This is a genomic window from Kitasatospora sp. NPDC030952 (genome assembly GCF_055571335.1).
On the sequence record NZ_JBVIFM010000012.1, the window covers coordinates 94,762 to 114,910 of the forward strand.

Consider the following 20,149-nt stretch of genomic DNA (forward strand, 5'->3'; position numbering starts at 1 on the left):
AGTCGTCGTCGCCGGTTTCGTCGTCGTCCTCCCCGCACCCGCGGGGGTCGCCCGGCCTGGCACCTCACCGCCCAGGGCGCGGCGGTGTCCTCCCCGCACCCGCGGGGGTCGCCCGGCCTGGCACCTCACCGCCCAGGGCGCGGCGGTGTCCTCCCCGCACCCGCGGGGGTCGCCCGTGCATGAGGTGTGGTCGATTCCGATCATGAAAGTCCTCCCCGCACCCGCGGGGGTCACCCGGTCCCCGTCGAGGTGGCCCCCTCCCAGATCGCGTCCTCCCCGCACCCGCGGGAGTCACCCGCCGGCCTGCTCCAGCCACTGGCGGCTGCGGCGGTCCTCCCCACACCCGCGGGAGTCACCCGACTCCTCGCACCTGAGACCCGGTCCCCGGTCTGTCCTCCCTGCACCTGCGGGGGTCACCCGTCCGCCTGCGCGTGGGAACTGCCCAGGTCGCGGTCCTCCCCGCGCCTGCGGGGGTCACCCGTTGGCCGGCGGGTCCGGCCTCACCCACCGTTCGAAGAGCGCCGTCCTCCCCGCACCCGCGGGGGCCACCCGTTGAACATGGTGGTGACGTGGTGGATGCTGCTGTCCTCCCCGCACCTGCGGGGGCCACCCGGTGTCGTCCGTGGCCAGGCTGGCGGCGTAGTCCTCCCCGCACCCGCGGGGGTCACCCGCCGAAGCGGTACGGCAACTCCCGCTGGTTCGGGTCCTCCCCGCACCCGCGGGGGTCACCCGTGGCTTGGGGTTCGGCCAGTGTCTACCCTTCTGTCCCCGCATCCGCGGGGGTCACCCGGCCGAGGACACCACACAGGCCGTTCTCCGGGCGTCCTCCCCGCACCCGCGGGGGTCACCCGCCCTCGCCCTGGTGGCCGTCGTCGGCCCCGAGGTCCTCCCCGCACCCGCGGGGGGTCACCCGCCGTCCAGGGCCGCCGCCATCATGTAGGTGCGGTACTCCCCGCACCTGCGGGGGTCACCCGGACAGCGTGCAGGCGCTCTCGGACATCATCTCGTCCTCCCCGCACCTGCGGGGGTCACCCGAGCGCAGATGGCTGCGTATGCAGAGTGGCTCCGTCCTCCCCGCACCTGCGGGGGTCACCCGTTGTGGGTCGCCACCGGCCCGACCGCGTGCCCGGTCCTCCCCGCACCCGCGGGGGTTAGCCGGGCGCCGGCACCGCCCTGTCTCAGGTCCGTCCTCCTCGCACCGCCTGCTCATGGCGGAGCGTCGGGCCCGGTCAGGGTGTCAGCTCGTGCTGGGTTCCCGGCATGGGCTGGACGGGGATGCGGGTGTAGTACTCGGTGGCGAGGATCCGGTCTCGGGCGTCGGCGCTCAGGCGGGACAGGAGGCTGGGGAGCGGGCGGTCCGTATCGAGCTGGCTGGCGTGGGCGAGCACCGCGGACCATTTCTGTGTCAGCCAGGGACGGACGTCGACGGTCGCGGTGACGTGCTCGTCGGGAACGCTGAGGACGGACTTGCCCACCCGGGTCAGCAGCGGGCCCAGATCGGCGAGGGCGGAGTCCGGGTGGGTCGCGCAGTAGAGGGCGTGGGGCTGCCAGGGTTCCCCGGCATCGGGGTAGGAGTGCCGGAGTGCGGCGGCCTGGACGGCGAGCAGGGTGACGCGGTGGGTGTGGACGTGATCGGGGTGTCCGGTCAGCCCGCCGTGGGCGTCGTGCGTGACGACGACCTGAGGCCGCACCTCGCGCAGGATCCTGACGAGTTGTCCGACGACTTCGTCCAGCGGCGCGTCGCACAGCCGCGGCCGCCCGGGCGCGGAGTCGGGGACGCGGTGGTCGGCCCACCCGAGCAGGCGGGGCTCGCCCGCGCCGAGGATCCGGACCGCCTCGGCCAACTCCCGCGCGCGGTACGTCCCGTGCGCCCAGGTGGCGGTGACCACCGTCGTCCGGGCTCCGGCGGCGGCGTGCTTCGCGAGAACGCCGCCGGCCACCAGGGACTCGTCGTCGGGATGCGCCATCACGGCCAGCAGGCCGGCTGGTCCGTCTGTCTTCTGACCGGAAGTCATCTGGCGGTGCTGGGTGACTCGGGTGTCGGGGCGGGTGGTCACAGGCCTCCCTTGCGCCAGTCTCCGTACGTCCACTGGCCGTCGCCAGCGTCCTGGAGGCCGACTCGGTGTCGCCGGTCCGCGCTGGCCATGGCGGTGTAGGTCGGGCCGGACATGACGGTCGTCCCGTCGTAGGAGACCTTGTCGGTCTGCAGTCGGAAGCCCCAGCCGTTCGACTTGTCGGCCTGCGCCCAGACGGAGTGGCACTTCTTGGAGTAGCGCAGCCACGCATGCACAGCCTGGTGGTGTCCCGGGGGGACCGCAGTGTCGGGAATCGTCTGCGCGTCCGCCGCGCAGCCGGTCGCCTTCGGGCTCTGGCCGTCGCAGGCATTGCCGTGGCAGGTCGTCGCGGCCACCGCCGCGGTGGGCGACAGCAGAGTCGGCGCCAGCACTGTGGCGGCTGCGAGAACCAGGGCAAAGGCCCCACGTGATACGCGCACTGTCCCTCCTTTCCGTCGGCAGCCCCGGCGGAGGCCGCTCGTCACTCATGTGAGTACAGCCGGCACCGCCGTGTGCGAGCACGGGACTTCGGGCGTTCACCCGAAAGGGGACACCCTCAGCCGACGCACTGGGGCACGGCGACGCGTGATGCCGCGGGCGGCAGCATCGGTCTCCCCGTGCTCGCGGGCTGCGGTGCCGCCGCTGGGGAGGCGGCGTCCGCTCATCGGTGGGCTTGCTGTGTCGCGGACAGTGCGAGGGGCGGGCAGGTCCAGGTGAAAGGGGTGGTGGCTTCCGGTGCCGCGAAGATCGCGTCGTAGGTGGAGAACAGGTCGCTGCCGGTCGAGGTGCCATGGAGGAGCCGGGAGGGGGTGAAGTCGGCGGCCAGCGGTCTCGGGTGGGCTTCGCCGCGGTGTGGTGAGAGCTCCCACTCCGGCCTCGTGAGCGCGGTGGCGGTGCTGGCGCCGGCCTCGAGGTGGGTGAAGGCCAGCTCGGGGGTTCGGATGAGGCCGCAGTGCCAGAGCGGGCGGGTTCACCCCGGGTCCCTCCCAGGGAGTCCGGGGCGGCGAGCCAGGTCACGGCCCCGGGTTCGACGGCCGGGCGGGCGCGCAGGTCGACGTGCCGTGGCCGCGGGAGGTGGCGGTGCTGGACGACGAGCACGAGGCGGGCGGGGTCGGGCACGGGCCCGAAGCTGCAGGCGATGAAGTGGACGCTGTGGTCCGGGGCTGGCATGGCCCGGGGAAGCGCGAGCACGGCGTGCCGGATGCCGGGCTCGGTCAGGTAGACAGTCCACGCCGGCGTCGCCTCGGCACGGGCCGGGGCGCTGGGGTACTCGAAGACCAGGACGGTGAACAGCCCTGGCGGCGTGTCGAGGATGCCCCCGTGGGACAGCCGCTTCCCGGGCTCGTCCAGCAGGGTTTCGGGAGGACGGATGACGGTGGGCCGCTCGCTCATCCTGCGAACGTAGGGGAAGGGCCGGTACGGCGCGCGCAGTCGCACCGGCCCGTCAGCCGGTCAGGCGCAGGGTGGTTCGGCCGCCTCGGACAAGGCCCGTCTCGTGCTTGCGCCGCCCTCACTGTGGACTTCCGCGGACACGGGATCACTTTCCGGAGCTCTTGACCGTGCCGAGGCCCGCGGACAACGTGAGACACATGAGCAACCAGACCTTCGAAGCCGAGGGCTACCGTTCGGGCGACGTATTGCGGATGAGCTGTCCGTTTGCCGAGGCCGTGGTCACCGGGGTCTCCCCGTACCACGTCTCGGTGCGCTGGCCATGGTGGGAGATCGACCCTGCGGCGGACGGGATCGAGTGGAACGGCGATGTGGCGCTTCCGACGCCGGCGGACCACGGCTGGAAGAGCGAGTACTTCCGGACGGTGCCGGCCTTGGACACGCTGAAGGCCGGCGACAGGTGCCTGGTGGGGATTCCCGCGACCGTGGTGCACGTCCTGGCGGTCCACCGTTTCGATCCGCCCCTGGAGACGGGCTGGCTGCCACGACCTGCGACTTACCTCGACGTCCTGCGGCAGGGCGAGTCCTACGACGCCAGGCTCGAAGAGCAGGGCTACCAGATCGACCCGGTCGGCGGCGTGCCGCTCCGACTCGAACTGCTCTTCCGCCCGTTCGCGTTCCTGGAAACCGGCGACGAGGTCGTCGACCGCGACGGGCGCGCGTGGACGTTCGACACCCCCTGGTCCTGGCACGCGTTCGACGGCGGGCAGCCGGGCACTCCGTCCTGGCCACTCGCCCTGCTCTTCCGCACCGGTGAGCCGACGCCCGAGGCCGCCGCAGCCGTCGCGAAGGCGACAGCCTCAGGCAGCCACGCCGACGAGGTGAGCCGGTGGATGGAACTCACCGGTGCGGAGCCGACTACAGGCGCCTGACCTGCCACCGCCGTTGGCACCGCGTGTCCTGTCCTCCCCGCACCCGTGCCCAGGACAGCTGGGCGGACCACCTCGCCGCTCGCCGAGAGAGCGAGCACCCCAGGCCGACGCGCAAACTGACGAAATCAGGGACCTCGGGGCCGTCCGGAACCGTGCCGTACGCGGCTTCGCCGGGCCCGTAGCAGCGCTCCGGCGGCAGTTCGCGACCGGGGATCGGGCGCCTCCGGGACAGGAGCTCACACAGCCGTCCACGCCCTCGGCAAACGTGGCCTGACCTGGTGTTTTCTCTGGATTCGCCTAGGCTGGGGAACTCGGTTGGGCACACTTGGGAGGGGACATCGTGAGTGAGGGAACCAACGCGTACGACGCCAGCCGGATCCAGGTACTGGAGGGGTGGGAAGCCGTTCGGAAGCGGCCCGGGATGTACATCGGCTCGACAGGTGAACGCGGCCTGAGCCACCTGGTGTTCGAGGTCGCCGACCAGGCCGTGAACGAAGTCCTGGCCGGCCACGCCAGCCGGGTCGACATCACTCTCACGTCCGACGGCGGCGTGTGCGTCGCCGACGACGGGCGGGGCATTCGCGTCGACGAGGCGATGGGCACCGGCGTTCCCAGCCTCGAAGCCCTACTGACCCGCATGCAGACTGGGGCCGGGCCCGGCAACCGCCACGACGTGACGCTCGGCTTCTGCCGTGTGGGGCCCTCCGTCGTCAATGCCCTGTCTGGCCGGATGACGGCCGAAGTGCGGCGCGGGGGAACCCGCTGGGTCCAGGAATACGCGCGCGGCGTGGCCGTCACCCCTCTCGCCAGGGCGGGAACGGCAACCGGAAGCGGGACCACCATCACCTTCTGGCCCGACGACGACATCTTCGGCACCGCGGAGTACTCGTTCGACGGCCTGGCCGAGCGTTTCAGGGAACTGACCTTCCTGAACCGGCCCTTGGAGATCCATCTGTCCGACGAGCGCCGTCCGGGCGAGTCCCGGTCGGCGCGGTTCCGATTCCCGGGCGGGGCGCGGGACTTCGTCGCCTTCCTCGACGAACAGCAGGAGGCGGCCGTTCATCCTGACGCCATCGGCTTCGAACACGAGGACCCGCGGATGGCGGGGACGGTGGAGTCGGCCTTCCGCTGGCGTGACTCCAGTGAGGAGCGGATCCGAAGCTTCGCCAACAGCCGGCCCACCATCGGCGGCACCCACGAGCGCGGCTTCCGCGACGGGGTGGCGGCCGCAGTCACCGCCTACGCACGGGGCAAGCGGCTGCTGACAGCCACCGACCCCGACCTTGACGCCGACCGGATCGGCGCGGGCTTGACGGCGGTCGTGTCGGTGAAGCTGGACCAACCCGAGTTCGAGGGCTCAACGCGCGATGTTCTGGGGAATGCCGCCGTACGCAGCTGCGTCGAACAGGCCGTCCGGGAGCACCTCGGCAGGTGGCTGGAGGGGCACCCGGAGCAGGCCGCGGCCGTCATCGACCGGATCAAGCAGGCCGCCCGCAGGGGCTGACCGGTGACGGACCGCCCTGCCGGTCGTCCGGGGAACGGGGCCCGGCAGGGCGTCGGCAGGACATGGCGCTCGACCAGGACCTCGACGGAATGACCCAGGGTCGGGACGCTGCCTCTCCGCCAGTACACCGGCCTGCTGGGCACTGACCGCACACCCATAGGGGCAGTCGGGCGGGCGTCCGCCCGACTGCCCCTGGTCGTTCCGGCCGAACGGGGGACGGTCAGCGCCGCAGTTCAGCGGCGCGGCCGGGCTCCTCCTCCCCCTGGAGGCGGTTCAGCCAGGCCGTCGGGTCGCGGAGTCCGCGGTTGGTCGGCAGGAGCGCCTCCTCGGCAAGGAGGCGCTCGACCAGCACGTGCCCGCCGTAGGTGTGGACGGCGGCGATGAACTGTTCGCCGAGGTCGTAGGCGCCGGCCAGGGGGAACTCGGAGGTGAGCCGGGTGAACAGGTCGGTCGGCTCGGGCTCGTCGGGGAGGGGCTTGCGGGTGGCGACCCCGCAGAGCCTCTCGGAGGCCCTGGACTGGACCCAGGCCGCGTGGCCCTCGATCACGGCCATCGGAGCGTGCTGGTCGTCGTGGGGCAGGCGGGCGTCGTTGTCCTTGAGGCTCCAGCGGGGGTAGGCGTAGGCGAGGGCGGGGTTCAGCTCGAACTGAGCGAGGTGGGTGATCTCGTGGGCCAGGACGCAGGTCAGCAACCGGTCGGTGGCCCGGGACTGGGCGTGGGAGGCGGGCATGAGCACCAGGGCCGGGCCTTCGGGGCTCCAGATGATCGCGCCCTGCACCATCGGCGCGAACTTGGCCGCCATCGACTGGCCCTTGGCCTGGGCCGCCCTGGCCGTCGCCTTGAGCAGCTTGGTCTTGATCGAGCCCAGCTCGAGGGAGTCGACCGCCCGGCTCGTCAGCAGGCGGTTGTGCGCGGTCTGCCCGGCGACGAACTGCTCGGCGGTGGCTATCCGTACGGTGATGCGCTCGGGCAGCGGCAGCTGGGAGAGGTCGGCGGCCAGGGGGATGGCGGACTCCAGCAGGCGTTCGTAGCGCTTCTGGTCGTCGGCGGGGGTGTCGGCGTCGTTGTGGATCGTGAACATCGTGGTCTCTCGATGGGTCGGGTAGTGGTGTGGCCCCGGGCCCGTAGGCGTAGGGCGGTAGCGGATGCGGCGGGTCAGGTGACCGGTCGGCGGGTGGTCATCAGGTGCTCGCCGGCTGGTGGTGGTGTGAGCAGGCAGGGCAGTCGGGGTTACGGGGGTGGGTGACGGGGGTGAGCGGTCGGCCGATGGGGGCGATCAGGCTGTGGCGGTGGACCGTGGCGGGTTGGAACTCGCGGGTGCCGGTGAGGTGGGTGAGCGCGGCGTGGGCGGCGAAGGTCCCGGCCAGGCCGGCGGTGACCGGGGTGACGGGGTGTCCGACGGTGCGGGGCAGTGCTGCGGCGGGGACGTCGGTGTCGATGCCGGGCAGGCCGTAGGCGAGGGCGTCGTGGTGGCGCAGGCACTCCCAGCACGGGCTGTCGCCGGTGCCGGGTGTATAGAGGGTGGTGCTGATGACGGGGCCGTGGTAGCCGGGGTCGATCCAGGCGCACCCGGTGTCGAGGGAGGCGCGGTTGGCGGTGCGGCGCAGGCCGTCGGGCTGGTCGGCGGCGAGGACGAGCAGGTCGCTCTCGCGCATCAGCCGGACGAACTGGGGTCGGTGGGTGATCCGTTCGGGGATCGTGACGAGGTCGAGGCCGGGGTGGCGTTCCTTGAGCCGGTCCCGGGCGGCGTCGGTCTTGGGGCGGCCGATGTCGGAGGTGGTGTAGAGGAGTTGCCGGTTGAGGTTGGACTCCTCGACGCTGTCGTGGTCGACGAGGACCAGGCGGCCGATTCCGGCGCCGGCCAGCGCGGCCGCGGCCGCCGTACCGGTGCCGCCGATGCCGACGACGGTCACCACGGCCCGGGCCAGGAGCCGCTGGACGTCCCAGCCGTTGCGGTCGGGCCGAAGGTCGACCATGTTCCAGTACTCGACGTCTCGGAGGTGGCGTCGGACGGTGGTGGGGTCCGTGTCGGCTGGCGGGCCGGGGGTGGCGTGCTGGAGATGTCCGTACCGGGCCAGGCCGGTGAGCAGGCTCATGACCTCGGCGGCCGGTGCGTGCGGGTGCTCCGTGGCGATGGTGGCGACGACCTGGTCCGTCGTCAGGGTGCCGTCCAGGAGTTGCAGGAGTGTCCAGCGCCAGCCGCCGGGGTCGGGCAGGATGCTCGCGATGCCGGGCAGCGATCCGATCTGGAGGTCGCCGTCCGGCCGGATGCTGGGTTGGTGTTCGGTGCGCAGACGGGGGTTCACCGGGGTTCCTCGGGGGCGAAGGGCAGGGACGGGGCAGGGACGGGGCAGGGGCGGGGACGGGGCGGGGACGGGCCCAGTCACCAGCCGGGCCCGTCCGGGTGCCGGTGCTACTGGCCGGAGACGGTGAGGGCCAGCAGGGCGCTGTCGGCGGCCGGACGCAGCCCGGTGTCGTCCTGCTCGGTTTCCTCGGGGTCGACGGCGGTGGCGGGGGTGTTCTCCACGATGTTCTCCTTTGATTTCTCTGATGGGGGTGGTGGTGGATTCTGCGGACCCCATGGAAGCATGTGTCCACTATTCCGAGAAGGGGTCTCCCGAGTATTTTCACCGGCGTTTTTGAGCCTGTCTTCGGGCAGCATTTAATTCCGGGCCGATGTTTTCGGTCCAGTTTCTGAAAGGGGTGTTCGTTGTGGCTGATGTCCTTTCCGGTCTTGGTGAGCGGCTGGCCGGCTGGGCGGATCTGGTGCCGGGCGGGGAGCTGGTGCCCTCCGTCGAGGAACTCACCTCGCGGTTGCGCGATCTGGCCCGGCGTGAGCCGGGACTGTGCCGGATGCGACGGATCGGCACGTCACGTGGGGGGCGAACGCTGCACGTCCTGTCGGTCGGCACGGGGCGGCGGGCTGTTCTGGTCGTCGGCGGCCCGCATCCGAACGAGCCGGTCGGATTTGCGACGATCGCGTTCCTGGCGGATCTGGTGGCCGGTCGGCCGGAGCTGCGCGACGGCGTTTCGTGGCATTTCCTGCCGTGTGTCGACCCTGACGGCTCGGCACTGAATGTGGAATGGACGAGCGTCACGCTCGACCTCTTCACTCAGCATCGCCATTTCTACCGGCCGGCGATGGCGGAACAGCCCGAATGGACGTTTCCCATTCCGTGGCGGGGCGGTGAGTACCGGTTCGGCCTTCCGGAGAACCGGGCGCTGGCCGACCTGGTGGACGAGCTGGAGCCGGCCGTCGCCGTCAGCCTCCACAACGCCGAGTTCGGCAGCCCTTTCTTCATCGCCAGCCACGAGGTGCCGGGCCTGCCCGAGCAACTGGCGGCCGTCGCCGAGAGGCAGGGTCTGCCGGTCGCCGAAGGGGCGCCAGGGGACGTCGTCGGCTGGCCGGTGCTCGGGCCAGGGGTGTACCGGATGCCGCCGGTGGAGGAGCTGGTGATCCGCGACCACGAGCAGCAGACGCCCGCCTTCGGCGCGCACCTGGCCCACCACTCCGCCCGGCACGGCACGCTCACCCTGCTGCCGGAGGTCCCCCGCTGGCACACCGCCACCACCTTCCAGGACGCCCCGCCCGTCGCACTCGCGGACCTGGCCGAGATCCTGAGCCGCGAGGCGGCCGAGGTCCGGCGGCTGATCGAGCAGGCCGGCCGTCTGGACGACGTCTTCGCTCGCGGGGCCGCCGACACCGTCGCGATCGCCGACACCGTCGCCCGCTCCTGGCACCAACGCGCCGACGACGACGGGCCTGTGCCGGGCGCCGACCTCGCCGAAGCCCACTACACCCGCGTCATGCTGACGCTGCGCTCGGCCGGGATGGCGCTGCGCTCCGTGTGCGGGGCGGCTCCCGGCACGGTCGACCCGGGCGTCCCGGCGCAGCTGCGCCGCCTGTTGGCCGAACGGGTCCGGCGCAGCGAGAGGGAGCTGGGGGCTACGCCGGTCGCGTTGCGGCGTCTGGTGGCGGTGCAGGCGTGCGCTGCGCTGGCGGCGGCCGCCCTCACGCGGTAGCGCTCGATCGTGGTCGGCGGTCACTGGATGAGGGCGGGCTCGTGGCCGTCGGCCAGGTATACCGGGGCAGCGGGATCGGCGAGGCGTCGTCGGTGGCCGGGGTGCTGTCCGCCCCGGGAGGTGTGAGGGTCTCGGGCAGCGTGTCCGCGTCCGCGTCCGCGTCCGCGTCGCGGACGGCCGCCGTGCAGGGGCTGGTCCTTGCGGACCCGCCCCGTCGGCTCCGTCCAGGCGGCGTCGTCGCGTACGTCGTACGACACGGTGAGGACGCGTCCGGCCGGGTCGCGGATCACGACCTCGGCGTGGACGCAGCGGCGGGGCGGGAAGAGCGGGTCGATCTCGAAGTGGTCCGTGGACATGGCGATCGGTCCTGGCGGTTGGGTTGATGGCGGACTGGTTCGGGGCGGTGGCTGGTCAGCGGACCGATGGCAGGAGGTCGATGACGCCGGCGGCGGCCAGCGCGTGGTGGAGGTCGCGGTGCTCTTCGTCGGTCATGAGCCGGGAGTGTTCAGCGGCGGCGCCGCCGTAAGCCGCAGCCTGGGAACCGAGCGGCGTGCCGGGGGCGGTGGCGGTGTGCGCGGTGGAGGTGTGGGGGCCGCGGAGCGTCAGGGTGGTGGTGTCGGGCCGCATCAGTGTCTGGTGCACGAGGGTGGGGGCCAGGGTGTAGGAGCTGCCGGGCAGTTCGGTGGTGGTGACGGCCGGGCGCAGCTGATCGGCGGTGAAGGGGCCGGTGTTCCGGCCGTCGGTGCGGGTGGCGATGGTGTGGAGGAGGCCGCCGGTGAGGACGCGGGCGCCGAAGGGGTAGGCGTGATTGTGCGGAGGCCGGCGGGACCGGGGGTTGGTGTTGAGGCGGATCTCGTAGCCGTGCTCGGGTCGGGTGCACAGGACGATGCGGTCCATGAGCGGGGTAGTGCGGCTGGCCTCGAACCGCTCGTAGTCGAGCACGGCGGTGGTGGTCAGGTAGGACAGCGCGCTGCGGCTGGTGGCGAGGTGGTGGAGGGCGTCGAGCTGGGCGTGGATCTTGGGCAGGTCGGCGCCGAGCAGGCCGGGGATGTCTTCGGGGCGGGTGCGGGGCCGGTGGTTGCCGTCGGGGCGGGTGCGGGTGAGGCGGGTGCGGGCCTCCTTCACTGCGACCTCGTACTCGGTCGGGGCGAGCTGACGGGCGTCGGGGGCGGTGAGCGGGTGGTGGGTGAGGACGAGCTGGACGCTGTCGGTGGAGCCGGTGAGTTCGGTGGCGGCGCCGGTGTGGACGGTGCACAGCTGGCCGGGGTTGAGGGTGCGCAGGTACTGGGGTCGGTGCTGGTCGACGTCCTCCTGATCCCGATAGAGCGTCAGGTCCAGGGTTCCGATGAGGGGGAAGGCGATGGTGGTGTGGGCGCCGGCTCGGGCCGGGGTGGGGGTGCCGTCGGGCAGGCGCAGATAGAGGGCGGGCTGGTCTCGGTGGGCGTCGGCGAGGAGCAGCAGGGTCTGGCCGGGCGCGGTGTGGGAGCTGGTGGCAACGGTTGTGGGGTCGGTGTGGTCGAGGAGGTGAAGGAGCTGGGTCGTGACGGAGGTGAGCCAGCCGTCGGTGATCAGGCGTTCCGGGATCGGGACGGTGCCGGGGTGCTGGGTGAGCAGGTCGGTGGCGGGCGGCAGGTGGAGCTCGGCCCGGGTGCCGTTCGGCAGGGTGAAGATCATGAGCGTTCTCTCGTCTCGTTCAGTGACGGTCAGCCGGCGCGAGGTCTGGCCCGGCGGCGGTGACCATCGGCACGTCGTGCTCGCGCCGGGCACGGGGCGGGGCGGTCCCCGCAGGTCGGGCAGGCCTCCGCGTCCGCGGTCCAGGCGGTGTTCACGCGATGCGACCCGTCGTGCAGGCGGGGCAGGGCGGTGTGGTGGCGGTCAGCACGCCGGGCACGCCGTGGAGCCTGGAGGCGGAAGGCGGCCGCCGGGTTGCCCTCGGCGAGCACCCGGCGCCAGGTGCGCGCCGGCGGTGTTCTTCGAGAAGCCCCGGAGCGCGGCAATCGCCTTGCAGGCCTTCCCCTCGGCCAGGTACTGGAAGGACACCAGGGGCCGGGGCGGTCAGCAGCCACCCCGGCGCTGCCTCCCCCGGCACGACGGGAAAGGGAGGCAGCTACCGGGCCGTATGGTGAGCGAAACACGGCTGGGGCCGCGCTGCTCTTCCGCTGCCCGCCGAATCCGGTGGGCGTCCTGGAGTCCGGCGGCATCTGCGCACGCGAAGGGGCTGCGGGCACCACCGGAGATCTACGAGGTGGAACTCACGCCGGTATTCGGCCGAGCCCCGGATGATCGGGCAGCGTGCCGACGGCGAGTCTGAGCCGGGCGCCCCGTACGGCAGTGTCCGCACCGGACTCCTTGTCGCACCAGGACGACCAGTGAAGCCTGACCTCACTCCCTCGGCCGGGCACCGAGGCGACCTCGAGTCGCGGCGCCTGAGCCTGCATGACGCTCTCCGGCTGCACTTCCGCCTCAACGGCGGTGGCCTGGCCGAAGATCAGCGGCAGATCCTGCACGTCCAGCTCGAACCATACGGACCAGCCGATCACCCTGCCCATACCGTCGCAGCGCTGGTTCCATCCGATGTCGTCCGCGTAACCGGCCACGACCGTGAGGCCCCGGCCGCCGGTCGCGTCTAGGTCGTCGACGCGGCTCTCCATCAGCGGCTCGACCATACCGGGATCCGTGACGGTGATCCTCAACCGCCTGCGCTCCGGGTCGACATCGCCTTCGACAAGCAACTCGGCGCTCTCGTATCCGTTTTCACGGGATCCGTGAGTGAATCCGTTGGCGATCAACTCGCTGGAGCACACACGGAGCGCGTATGCCCGAAGCTCGTCGAAGGTGACCCCAGCCCTGGCGATCTGGTCTGCCAGGAGGTTCCGGGTGGAGCCGAGGGACGCCGCTCTGAGCGGGGTCTTGATCTGTAGGACGCGGTGCATGGCAGTTCCCTCCGGGGCCTGTACGGCGGCTTGAAGGCGTTTCCGAGGAAGCGGCCTTGCGGCCGCCAGCGGGGCGAATGGGGTGCTCCGCTCTGGATCTAGACATGCTCGACTGCGCAATCGCCGATCACCGCCCGGAGGCGAAGTGCTGCGATCCGTGACAGCGAGGATGGCAGCTGAGTGTGCGTCAGTACAAGTCGTTCTCCAAAATTTGAGAATTCTCATGACCTGACCCCTGACTCGCATGCCAAGCCTGGGCATGGCTAGCGAGTGGCACCACGCAGAGGGCAGACTGGGCCACTTGATGGTTCAGATCTGAGAAAGGGGGCGCCGATGGCGGCAGCCACGGTTCGGCAACGCCAACTCGGCAACCAGCTGCGGGCGCTCCGCGAGAAGCGAGGCCTCACCCTGGAGGCCGTTGAACACCTCACGGGCATCACCATGGCAAAGCTCTCGCGGTTGGAGCTGGCCAGGACGCCGGCGAAGCACGCCGACGTCGACAAGATCGCCCGTGCGTACGAATGCGACGACGAACTCCGCGAATCGCTCGTCGCGGTCGCCCGGGAAGGCAACAAGCGAGGCTGGTGGTTCAACTACCAGGACGTGCTGCCGCCATGGTTGGCTGACCAGATCAGCCTGGAGTCCTCGGCGATCTCATTCCATACCTGGCAAGTTCAACTCATCCCAGGACTCTTCCAGACCGCCGACTACGCACGCGCTGCCATCAGTGGACTGGCAATAGGCGCGTCACCCGAAGACGTCGAGGCACGGGTGCGCGTCCGCCGTGAACGGCAGGCCGTACTCACCCAGCCGAAGCCCCTGGAGATGTGGGCCGTAATCCACGAAGCGGCCCTCCGCAGCCTCGTAGGCGGACCGCAAGTCATGCGCGGGCAGTTGGACAAGTTGTTGGAACTCGCTGTCCTCGCGAACATCACCATCCAGGTGATGCCCGCAGGGACCGGGGTCCACCAGGGCATGACCGGACCGTTCTCCGTCCTCGGATTCCCCGGCAGTGATCTCGACGTCGTCCTACTTGAAGGACTGCTGACCAGCGAGTGGGTTGAAGATCCACAGCGGGTGAGCGTCTTCGATCGAGCGTTCCGTGAAGTCGCTGCCGAAGCATGGCCTGTCAGCCAATCCCTCAACTTCATCGCTGAGCAGAAAGACCGGTTGAAGTGAGCATCGTGCCAAACTCCACGACTTTGCAGGTCACGTGGAGGAAGTCCAGCTATAGCGGCGGCAACGGAGACTGCGTTGAAGTCGCTGCTACCGACTCAATGATGTATATCCGAGACTCGAAGGACCCCGGAGGGCCAGCACTGGTCCTCTCCCCAGAAACCTATGCCATTCTTCTCCGCACGGTGGTGGCCGGGGGCTTCGACCTCGGCGTCCTTTGAGATTTCCTGGAACACAGTTACGGGCTCGGCGCGCCTGTGGTGCGCCGGGCCCTGCTGTTGTCCGGACCAGGAACCGCAGGTGAACCGGTCCAGGCGCGTGCGGAGGACCTGGTCCACCTCGGATGTCCGGGTGTCGGGCTCGACCCCTGGGGCCGCAAGGCGGCAGTGGCCGGGTCGAGCGGGTGTCTCTATGTCGGGTTGCCCTCTCACAGGAGGCTCGGGAAAGCGTGGGACCGGAACGAGCCGAGCCAGAACGCCGCGGCGGAGGGCTGGTCGAGATCGGCGGTGGAGCCGTCGTGTGGGAGGAGCTCGGTCGGCGCGAGGTAGGCGTCGCCGGGTTCGAGGCGCAGCCGAATGCAGGTGGGGTTGCCGCCGTCGGTGAGGTAGCGGCGGATGTCATCGGTGTGCGGCCATCGGGTGGCGAAGTCGACGGGGTGCACGGTGCGGGTGATGTGCTGAGCGTCGTGGTGTCCGAGGATGAGGTAGCGGGGGCCAGGGCCGAGGTTGACGCAGAGGCGGCGCCGGGAGAGGTGCCGTTGCGGGTACGGGAGGCGGTCCCAGTTGTCGAGGTGGATACCGAGCAGGCGCCCACTGTGGTGGTTGATCGTGGTGGTGGGCTGGCCGGGCGAGCTGGTGACCGTCCCGAGGTAGTGGGCCGGTCCGTCGGCGAAGCCGGTGAGGCTGGCTGGGCCGGTGGGCATGGCCAGTGCCCGCTCCAGGTTGAAGGAGGGAGGCAGGGCGACCAGTTGGGTGAGCAGGTTCGCGGGGGTGTCAGGTGCGACGGCCAGGCGGTGGGCGGCGGGCGGGGTGATGGGTGTCCAGAGGCCGGTGGGAACTGCGGCTCCGGGCTCGAAGGCGGGGTCGCGTCCGTCGGTGCGGAGCGTTCCGATGCTGCAGCGGTCGGTCAGGGCGGCCAGGGAACGGTAGTCGATGGCGATGGGCAACGGGCACTCCTCGTCAGGGCTGTTCCAGCGGCCGGATCGTGGCGTCGAGTTCCGCCATCAGCGCGTCGGTGAGCTGGGCGGGCTGGGCGGGGTCGAGGAGGACCCCGGCGAGGTTGGCTGCTCCCCTGATGGTGCTCAGGTCGTTGCCTCGCAGGTCGGTGTCCTTGTAGCGGCCGGGACCGAACGTGGTCCTGTCCAGGACGCAGTCCCGGAACACGACGCCGCGCAGGTCGCAGCCGGTGAAGGTGGCTTCCGTGAGGACGCAGCGGTCGAAGACCAGGGTGCCGCCCGCGCGAACGTTCTCGAAGGTGGCGTAGTCGAGGCGGCAGCCCTCGAAGAGCGTGTCGCTGAAGATGACGGCGGTGATCGAGGCCCCCATGAGGCGGTTGTCGGCCAGGAGGGTCTGGGTGGTGCGGCTTCCGGACCAGGCCAGGGCGGCGATCGTGCTGCCGGTGATCTCCAAGGAGGACAGCCGGACGCCTTCGAACGTGGCGCGCTGAGCCGAGAGGTTGCGGATGCGGCCTGCCAGGAGCGCGGTGTCGGTGAGGGCGAGGTCGCGCAGGCCGACGTCGGCGTAGACGAAGTCGCGGATGCTGTCGCCGACGAGGTGGGTGAGCGGCTCCAGGTGCGCGTCAGTCGGGCCGAGGCCGGGAAGGGCGACGGTGACGGTGCCGTAGGTGCGGGTGCTCATGGCGCTGCTCCGGAGTGGTGAGGGCGGGGCCGGGCCCGCCGTTAGGGGGCGGGCCCCGGCTGGGTGGCGCTGATTGTGGCAGGGCCGCGGGCAGCTATCGGTTGTTCGGGAAGTCCGCCCAGGCCGGGCCGTTGTGCCAGTCGTTCCACGGGTTGACGGGGGTGTTGTCCCAGGTGGGCTGGTTGTCCCACGGCGATCCGGGGTTGTTGCTCCAGCTGGGCTGGTTGTTCCAGCCCGCGTCGGGCGTAGCGGGGGTACGGGCGGCCTGCTGGATGAGGTGGTCGATCTGCGGGGAGCGTGCGGTGGCGAGTTCGGCGAGGGCGTTCACGCGGCAGTGCCCTTCTTGATGGTTTTGGTGACGGCGAGGACGAGGGCCTGTTCGGTGGAGCGGCAGTAGGCGGTCTCCGTAGCGGTGAAGGTGCTGTGTTCGAAGTAGCGGTTGCCGGCCTGGGAGCCGCGGCAGAAGTCGAAGAACTCACAGTGGGCTTGGCAGTTGTCCAGGCCGGTCAGGAACTCCTGGACGTAGCGGAGTCGGTGGGCGCGGGCGAGGATCGCGGCCAGCGGCTGTTGCAGGATGTTGCCGGCGAGGAAGTCGCCGTAGCCGGGTGCAGAGGTGTCGGCGAGTTCGGGGCTGAGCAGCACGACGTCTCCGTTGGCGGCGACGGTGGGGATCGGATCGTGGCGGCTGCTCTCCCACCAGGCGCGGTTGCCTTCGCGGGTCATCCGCAGATAGCCGCCGAGCCGGTCGAGTTCACGGATGGAAGGGGCGTCAGGGTTGTTCTGGCTCCAGGCGATCACGCTTTCCCAGAACCCGACGGTGTCGGTGAGGTCCGGTGTCGTCCGGCCGGTGTTGACTCCTTCGTACTCCTCGATGTTCAGGCCGATGGAGCGGCAGCCCAGGGAGGCGAGGAAGTTGAGCAGGAACTCGGGGTCGTGGAGGCTCTCGCGGCTGACGACGGAGATCACCGAGAACGGCAGGCCACGTTCGTGCAGCCTGCCGATGCCGCGCAGGATGCGGTCGAAGGCGGGGCGGCCTGACCGGTCTACCCGGCGTTCGTTGAGTGCGCGTGGACCGTCGATGCTGACTCCGATGCGCACACCGTAGGCGGTGAAGAGGTCGCACCAGCGGTCGTTGATGAGGGTGGCGTTGGTCTGGACGGCATGCTGGAGGCGTCCGGTTGCGCGAAGCGGTTCGAATGGGGCGAGGAGTTGCGTGAACCGACCGGTGCCGAGCGCCAGCGGCTCCCCTGCATGCCAGATGATCCGCAGCGGCGGACCGTCCGGAGTGATCAGGTCGGCGGCCGAGCGGGCGACGGCGTTGGCGACCGTGACGGGCATCGGGTTCTTCGAGTCGCGCTTGGGCAGGTAGCAGTACTTGCAGTTGAGGTTGCAGAAGGTTGTGGGTTGCAGAACGATCTGCCGGGGCAGGGCGGTGATCCGGCTCAGGTACCGGGCCCTGAAACTGGGTACCTGCAGGCGGGCCGTCGAACGCTCCAGTGCTGGTCGCATCGTGGCTGCCTCTCCGTGAAGTGGCGTTTGCACAGACGCTACGCAGTGCCCGTTTCCGAGGGCCATGATCTTGCGAGTTCTTGCGCAAGCTACCCGCGGTGGTCGATGAGCGCCGCGATCAGCGACCGGGCCTCCGCCCCGAACTTGGCCATCTGGGACAGCTCGGAGAAGGCGCGGGTGTACATCTCCATCTCGTGGGGCTGTGTCAGCCGCAGGTGTCCGCTGACCAGTTCGACGGAGGTCTGGGCGTCGTCGAACATGTAGAAGTCCTCCGCCGGCGACCTGGTGCGGCCCATGGCCAGCGGGATGACGCCCAGGCTCACCTGCGGCAGGGTGCTCACCGTGATGAGGTGGCCGAGCTGGCCGTCCATGGTGGCCGCGTCGCACACCGCTCCGCGCAGGACCGCCTCTTCGACGAGGAGGGCGAACGTGGCGCCGCCGGCGAAGACCATCGCCTGCCGGGCCATCCGGGACTCCACCGCGGCGTCCACGTCGTCCGCGATCGCCCGGGTCCGCTGGACGGCCCGAAGGACGGCCGTGGTGTAGGCGCGGGTCTGGACCATGCCGGGCACGGTTCGGCTGGCGTAGACGCGGAAGCGCCGGGTGCGCCGGTAGAGGTCGAGCACGGAGTCCTGTGCCTGGCGCAGCCCGGCTTTCTCCATGCGGCGCCACTCGACGTACATCGACTCGACAGCACGAGAGGTGGTGATCAGCTCCTGGGCCTGGTCTTCGGCGCCGCATGCCCGGCACCAGGCGCGGATGTCGGCGTCGGACGGGGCGGCTTTGCCGCCTTGAAGACGGGAGGTCTTGGCAGGGTCCCAGCCGCACCGGGCCGACAGCTGGTCGCCGGTGATCCCCGCGTCCTTTCGCAGGTCCCGGAGCCGCTCGGCGAGGGCCTTGCGGGCCGCGACGACGCTGGAGGACGGGGTGTACACCATGATGCGGTCGGTCCGGTGTGCTCCTGGGTGCGCCGGTCAGATCTTGTACTGGTCGTGCGGGATCGCCCGCTCCCACACCTTCTCGAATGCGTCAACGCAGAGCCGCACCGCGGCCGGGTCCTCGGTGAGTTCACCGCCGAGGGCGTCTCCGTCGCCGGAGAAGTGGCCCCACCGCACCAGGCGCCCGTCGAAGAGCCAGAAGTCGTTGCCGGGCAGCGCCAGGTCGCTAGCGTTGCGCCGGGGCAGCCAGCGGACCTGCTCCCCGGCCTCGACGTTGGGGAACGTCACGTCGTACTCGTAGCGGATGTACTCGCTGACCGGCTCGGAGACGATCCGCGCTCTGCGGATCTCCACACCGCGGCTGACAGTTTCGGCGATGACGTCCAGCCACGGCCGCCACCACGACGCCCGGTCGGCGGGGTCCAGGCGGTGCCCGGCCCGCCAAGCGTGCAGTGCGGGGTCGTCCTGCATGTAGCCGTCACGCATCTCCAAGTGGAGCGCAGAATGGCTGGTGTTCCTCAGCAGTTCATCAATCTTCGCTGCGGCGCTCTGCGACATCCAAAGCCTCCCTGATCGCCTGCGCGAGCCGCGCCGGCACGCGAACGACGGCCTCGTGATCGGGGATGCGACCGCTGGCGAGGCACTCGGCTTCCGTTGCCGAGTCGATCTTCCATCCCTGGATCACCAGGTCCCTCGTCTCCTCATCGACCCAGACCGTCGGCGAGTCACCGTCGGGGCTGTTCGGGTCCTTCGCGATGAACAGTAGCGACATGACGTCCCCCTGCACTCGATGGTTGCGAGATCTTGCGCTATCGCTCCATGCTGCTCCCGCCCGGGCACCTGGAGCAGAGCGATTCGGGCCAACTGTCGTCGTTTCCAATGGCCTTCCCCCGAACCCATGCGCCGGGGCGCGCCGGGCGGAAGGATTGCGCGAGTGAAAGCCACCTCCCCCGGCCAAGGCGCAGCGCCGGACCTCTGGCACCACTACGGCCGCACCCGCACCATCACCGACCGCGCCGTCCCCGACTCCTTCTCCTGGGTCTGGGCCCAGGACGGCGGGCCCGGACCCGAGGTCCTGGGTGACCTCACCGGCCTCGTGGTGGCCGACCTCGGCGCGGGCGCCGCCCGACACGCCGCCCACCTCGCCGTCCACGAGGCACCGGCCCGGGTCGACGCCATCGACACCTCTCCCGCCCAACACGCAATGGCCAGCGATCTCCACAGCCACCTCGCTCCCCGCCTGCGCACGGTGCACTCCGACGTTGCCGAGCACCTGGAGGACCACCCGGGCGAGTACGACATCCTCTACTCGGTGTTCGGCGCCGTCGACTTCGCCGACCCCCGCCGGCTGCTCCCGGCAACGGCCCGCGCTCTGCGTCCCGGCGGGCTGTTCACCGCTTCCACCCTGGGCCACTACATCGGCGGGGCGCCCGCCGAGCCGGACGTCCAGCACGCCGACATCCCGGCCCGCACGCCGGACGGCACCCCGACAACGATGCGCCGCTGGGTCCTCCAAGAGCACATCTGGACGAAGCTCCTGGACGAGGCCGGGTACGCGGCAATCAGCATCGACCGGCTCCCCCAGCCACTTCGGGCCCGCGCTCAGCCGACACCCTGCTCATCCGGGCCTACCGAACGGTGTGAGCGAACCCGCTGGTCAGCCGGGCGCGCCGGTGGGCAGCGTTCCTGAACAGCGCGTCCGCCACGGCATCCCACCCCCCAACCTCGACCGAAGGACAGAGATCCGGAGTACAAACCAGGTCGTCGCGCGCCCACCGACTTGCCCTCCCCGGCCACCCAATCAGGTGGTCTCCCTGAAGATGCTCCACCCGCCA

At 70.7% G+C, this 20,149-nt stretch carries 20 protein-coding genes and 1 CRISPR repeat array (1 of these 21 cut by a window edge); of the genes, 6 read left to right on the top strand and 14 right to left on the bottom strand.

The annotated features are described in order from the left end of the window. Positions 1 to 733: a CRISPR direct-repeat array (repeat unit 29 nt; unit sequence GTCCTCCCCGCACCCGCGGGGGTCGCCCG) (it extends 890 nt beyond the left edge of the window). Positions 734 to 1,229: 496 nt separating this feature from the next. Both ACZ47G_RS21695 and ACZ47G_RS21700 read right to left on the bottom strand, forming a co-directional pair. Beyond that, positions 1,230 to 2,015, bottom strand: coding sequence for a PIG-L family deacetylase (locus tag ACZ47G_RS21695; protein WP_465744961.1), 786 nt, complete (start codon positions 2,013 to 2,015; stop codon positions 1,230 to 1,232). A gap of 38 nt (positions 2,016 to 2,053) precedes the next feature. Continuing rightward, positions 2,054 to 2,539, bottom strand: a complete 486-nt coding sequence (locus ACZ47G_RS21700) for a DUF2690 domain-containing protein (protein ID WP_465744963.1) — start codon at positions 2,537 to 2,539, stop codon at positions 2,054 to 2,056. A gap of 1,104 nt (positions 2,540 to 3,643) precedes the next feature. Between ACZ47G_RS21700 and ACZ47G_RS21705 the strand changes: the two genes are divergently transcribed. Both ACZ47G_RS21705 and ACZ47G_RS21710 read left to right on the top strand, forming a co-directional pair. Then, a complete protein-coding gene (locus ACZ47G_RS21705) occupies positions 3,644 to 4,375 on the top strand; it encodes a hypothetical protein (RefSeq protein ID WP_465744965.1) in 732 nt (243 codons plus the stop codon). Between the two features lie 340 nt (positions 4,376 to 4,715). Then, positions 4,716 to 5,879, top strand: coding sequence for an ATP-binding protein (locus ACZ47G_RS21710; protein WP_465744967.1), 1,164 nt, complete (start codon positions 4,716 to 4,718; stop codon positions 5,877 to 5,879). Between the two features lie 220 nt (positions 5,880 to 6,099). Here ACZ47G_RS21710 and ACZ47G_RS21715 read toward each other — a convergent pair whose 3' ends face one another. Continuing rightward, positions 6,100 to 6,960: a hypothetical protein gene (locus tag ACZ47G_RS21715; protein WP_465744969.1), complete on the bottom strand. Its 861-nt coding sequence runs from the start codon at positions 6,958 to 6,960 to the stop codon at positions 6,100 to 6,102. A gap of 100 nt (positions 6,961 to 7,060) precedes the next feature. Further along, on the bottom strand, positions 7,061 to 8,185 hold the full coding sequence (locus ACZ47G_RS21720) for a HesA/MoeB/ThiF family protein (RefSeq protein ID WP_465744971.1): 1,125 nt from the start codon (positions 8,183 to 8,185) through the stop codon (positions 7,061 to 7,063). A 370-nt stretch (positions 8,186 to 8,555) separates the two neighbouring features. Here ACZ47G_RS21720 and ACZ47G_RS21725 point away from each other — a divergent pair, with 370 nt between their 5' ends. Then, entirely contained in the window at positions 8,556 to 9,902 is a 1,347-nt protein-coding gene (locus ACZ47G_RS21725) for a M14 family zinc carboxypeptidase (RefSeq protein ID WP_465744973.1), read from the top strand. Positions 9,903 to 9,922: 20 nt separating this feature from the next. Here the strand turns inward: ACZ47G_RS21725 and ACZ47G_RS21730 are convergent, their stop codons facing one another. From ACZ47G_RS21730 to ACZ47G_RS21740, 3 genes are all read right to left on the bottom strand, one after another. After that, positions 9,923 to 10,258, bottom strand: a complete 336-nt coding sequence (locus ACZ47G_RS21730) for a hypothetical protein (RefSeq protein WP_465744975.1) — start codon at positions 10,256 to 10,258, stop codon at positions 9,923 to 9,925. Between the two features lie 55 nt (positions 10,259 to 10,313). Then, positions 10,314 to 11,576, bottom strand: a complete 1,263-nt coding sequence (locus ACZ47G_RS21735) for a hypothetical protein (RefSeq protein ID WP_465744977.1) — start codon at positions 11,574 to 11,576, stop codon at positions 10,314 to 10,316. 578 nt (positions 11,577 to 12,154) lie between these two features. Next, complete coding sequence (locus tag ACZ47G_RS21740) at positions 12,155 to 12,835, bottom strand: ATP-binding protein (RefSeq protein WP_465744979.1); 681 nt, start codon at positions 12,833 to 12,835, stop codon at positions 12,155 to 12,157. A 333-nt stretch (positions 12,836 to 13,168) separates the two neighbouring features. On the opposite strand from ACZ47G_RS21740, the gene ACZ47G_RS21745 reads away from it, so the two are divergent. Continuing rightward, on the top strand, positions 13,169 to 14,014 hold the full coding sequence (locus tag ACZ47G_RS21745; RefSeq protein WP_465744981.1) for a helix-turn-helix domain-containing protein: 846 nt from the start codon (positions 13,169 to 13,171) through the stop codon (positions 14,012 to 14,014). A gap of 5 nt (positions 14,015 to 14,019) precedes the next feature. Further along, the gene (locus tag ACZ47G_RS21750; protein WP_465745193.1) at positions 14,020 to 14,232 is read left to right on the top strand and encodes a DUF397 domain-containing protein; all 213 of its coding nucleotides are present in this window, start codon (positions 14,020 to 14,022) and stop codon (positions 14,230 to 14,232) included. Between the two features lie 206 nt (positions 14,233 to 14,438). Here ACZ47G_RS21750 and ACZ47G_RS21755 read toward each other — a convergent pair whose 3' ends face one another. The 7 genes from ACZ47G_RS21755 to ACZ47G_RS21785 all read right to left on the bottom strand — a co-directional run bounded on the left by ACZ47G_RS21755 (position 14,439) and on the right by ACZ47G_RS21785 (position 19,086). Continuing rightward, positions 14,439 to 15,176 (bottom strand): hypothetical protein, encoded by a 738-nt coding sequence (locus ACZ47G_RS21755; RefSeq protein WP_465744983.1) that lies wholly within the window; start codon positions 15,174 to 15,176, stop codon positions 14,439 to 14,441. 13 nt (positions 15,177 to 15,189) lie between these two features. Then, positions 15,190 to 15,867 carry a pentapeptide repeat-containing protein gene (locus ACZ47G_RS21760; RefSeq protein ID WP_465744985.1) on the bottom strand — a complete coding sequence of 226 codons (678 nt, stop codon included), beginning with the start codon at positions 15,865 to 15,867 and terminating at the stop codon, positions 15,190 to 15,192. Positions 15,868 to 15,961: 94 nt separating this feature from the next. Then, complete coding sequence (amcA, locus tag ACZ47G_RS21765) at positions 15,962 to 16,195, bottom strand: multiple cyclophane-containing RiPP AmcA (protein ID WP_465744987.1); 234 nt, start codon at positions 16,193 to 16,195, stop codon at positions 15,962 to 15,964. Further along, positions 16,192 to 17,376 (bottom strand): cyclophane-forming radical SAM peptide maturase AmcB, encoded by a 1,185-nt coding sequence (gene amcB, locus ACZ47G_RS21770; RefSeq protein WP_465744989.1) that lies wholly within the window; start codon positions 17,374 to 17,376, stop codon positions 16,192 to 16,194. The genes amcA and amcB overlap by 4 nt, the downstream gene beginning before the upstream one ends. A gap of 89 nt (positions 17,377 to 17,465) precedes the next feature. Next, a complete protein-coding gene (locus tag ACZ47G_RS21775) occupies positions 17,466 to 18,314 on the bottom strand; it encodes a helix-turn-helix domain-containing protein (RefSeq protein WP_465744991.1) in 849 nt (282 codons plus the stop codon). Positions 18,315 to 18,350: 36 nt separating this feature from the next. Continuing rightward, the gene (locus ACZ47G_RS21780; RefSeq protein WP_465744993.1) at positions 18,351 to 18,872 is read right to left on the bottom strand and encodes a DUF6879 family protein; all 522 of its coding nucleotides are present in this window, start codon (positions 18,870 to 18,872) and stop codon (positions 18,351 to 18,353) included. Beyond that, positions 18,844 to 19,086, bottom strand: a complete 243-nt coding sequence (locus ACZ47G_RS21785) for a hypothetical protein (protein WP_465744995.1) — start codon at positions 19,084 to 19,086, stop codon at positions 18,844 to 18,846. The genes ACZ47G_RS21780 and ACZ47G_RS21785 overlap by 29 nt, the downstream gene beginning before the upstream one ends. A gap of 162 nt (positions 19,087 to 19,248) precedes the next feature. Here ACZ47G_RS21785 and ACZ47G_RS21790 point away from each other — a divergent pair, with 162 nt between their 5' ends. Then, on the top strand, positions 19,249 to 20,004 hold the full coding sequence (locus ACZ47G_RS21790; RefSeq protein ID WP_465744997.1) for a methyltransferase domain-containing protein: 756 nt from the start codon (positions 19,249 to 19,251) through the stop codon (positions 20,002 to 20,004). Positions 20,005 to 20,149 lie beyond the last annotated feature (145 nt).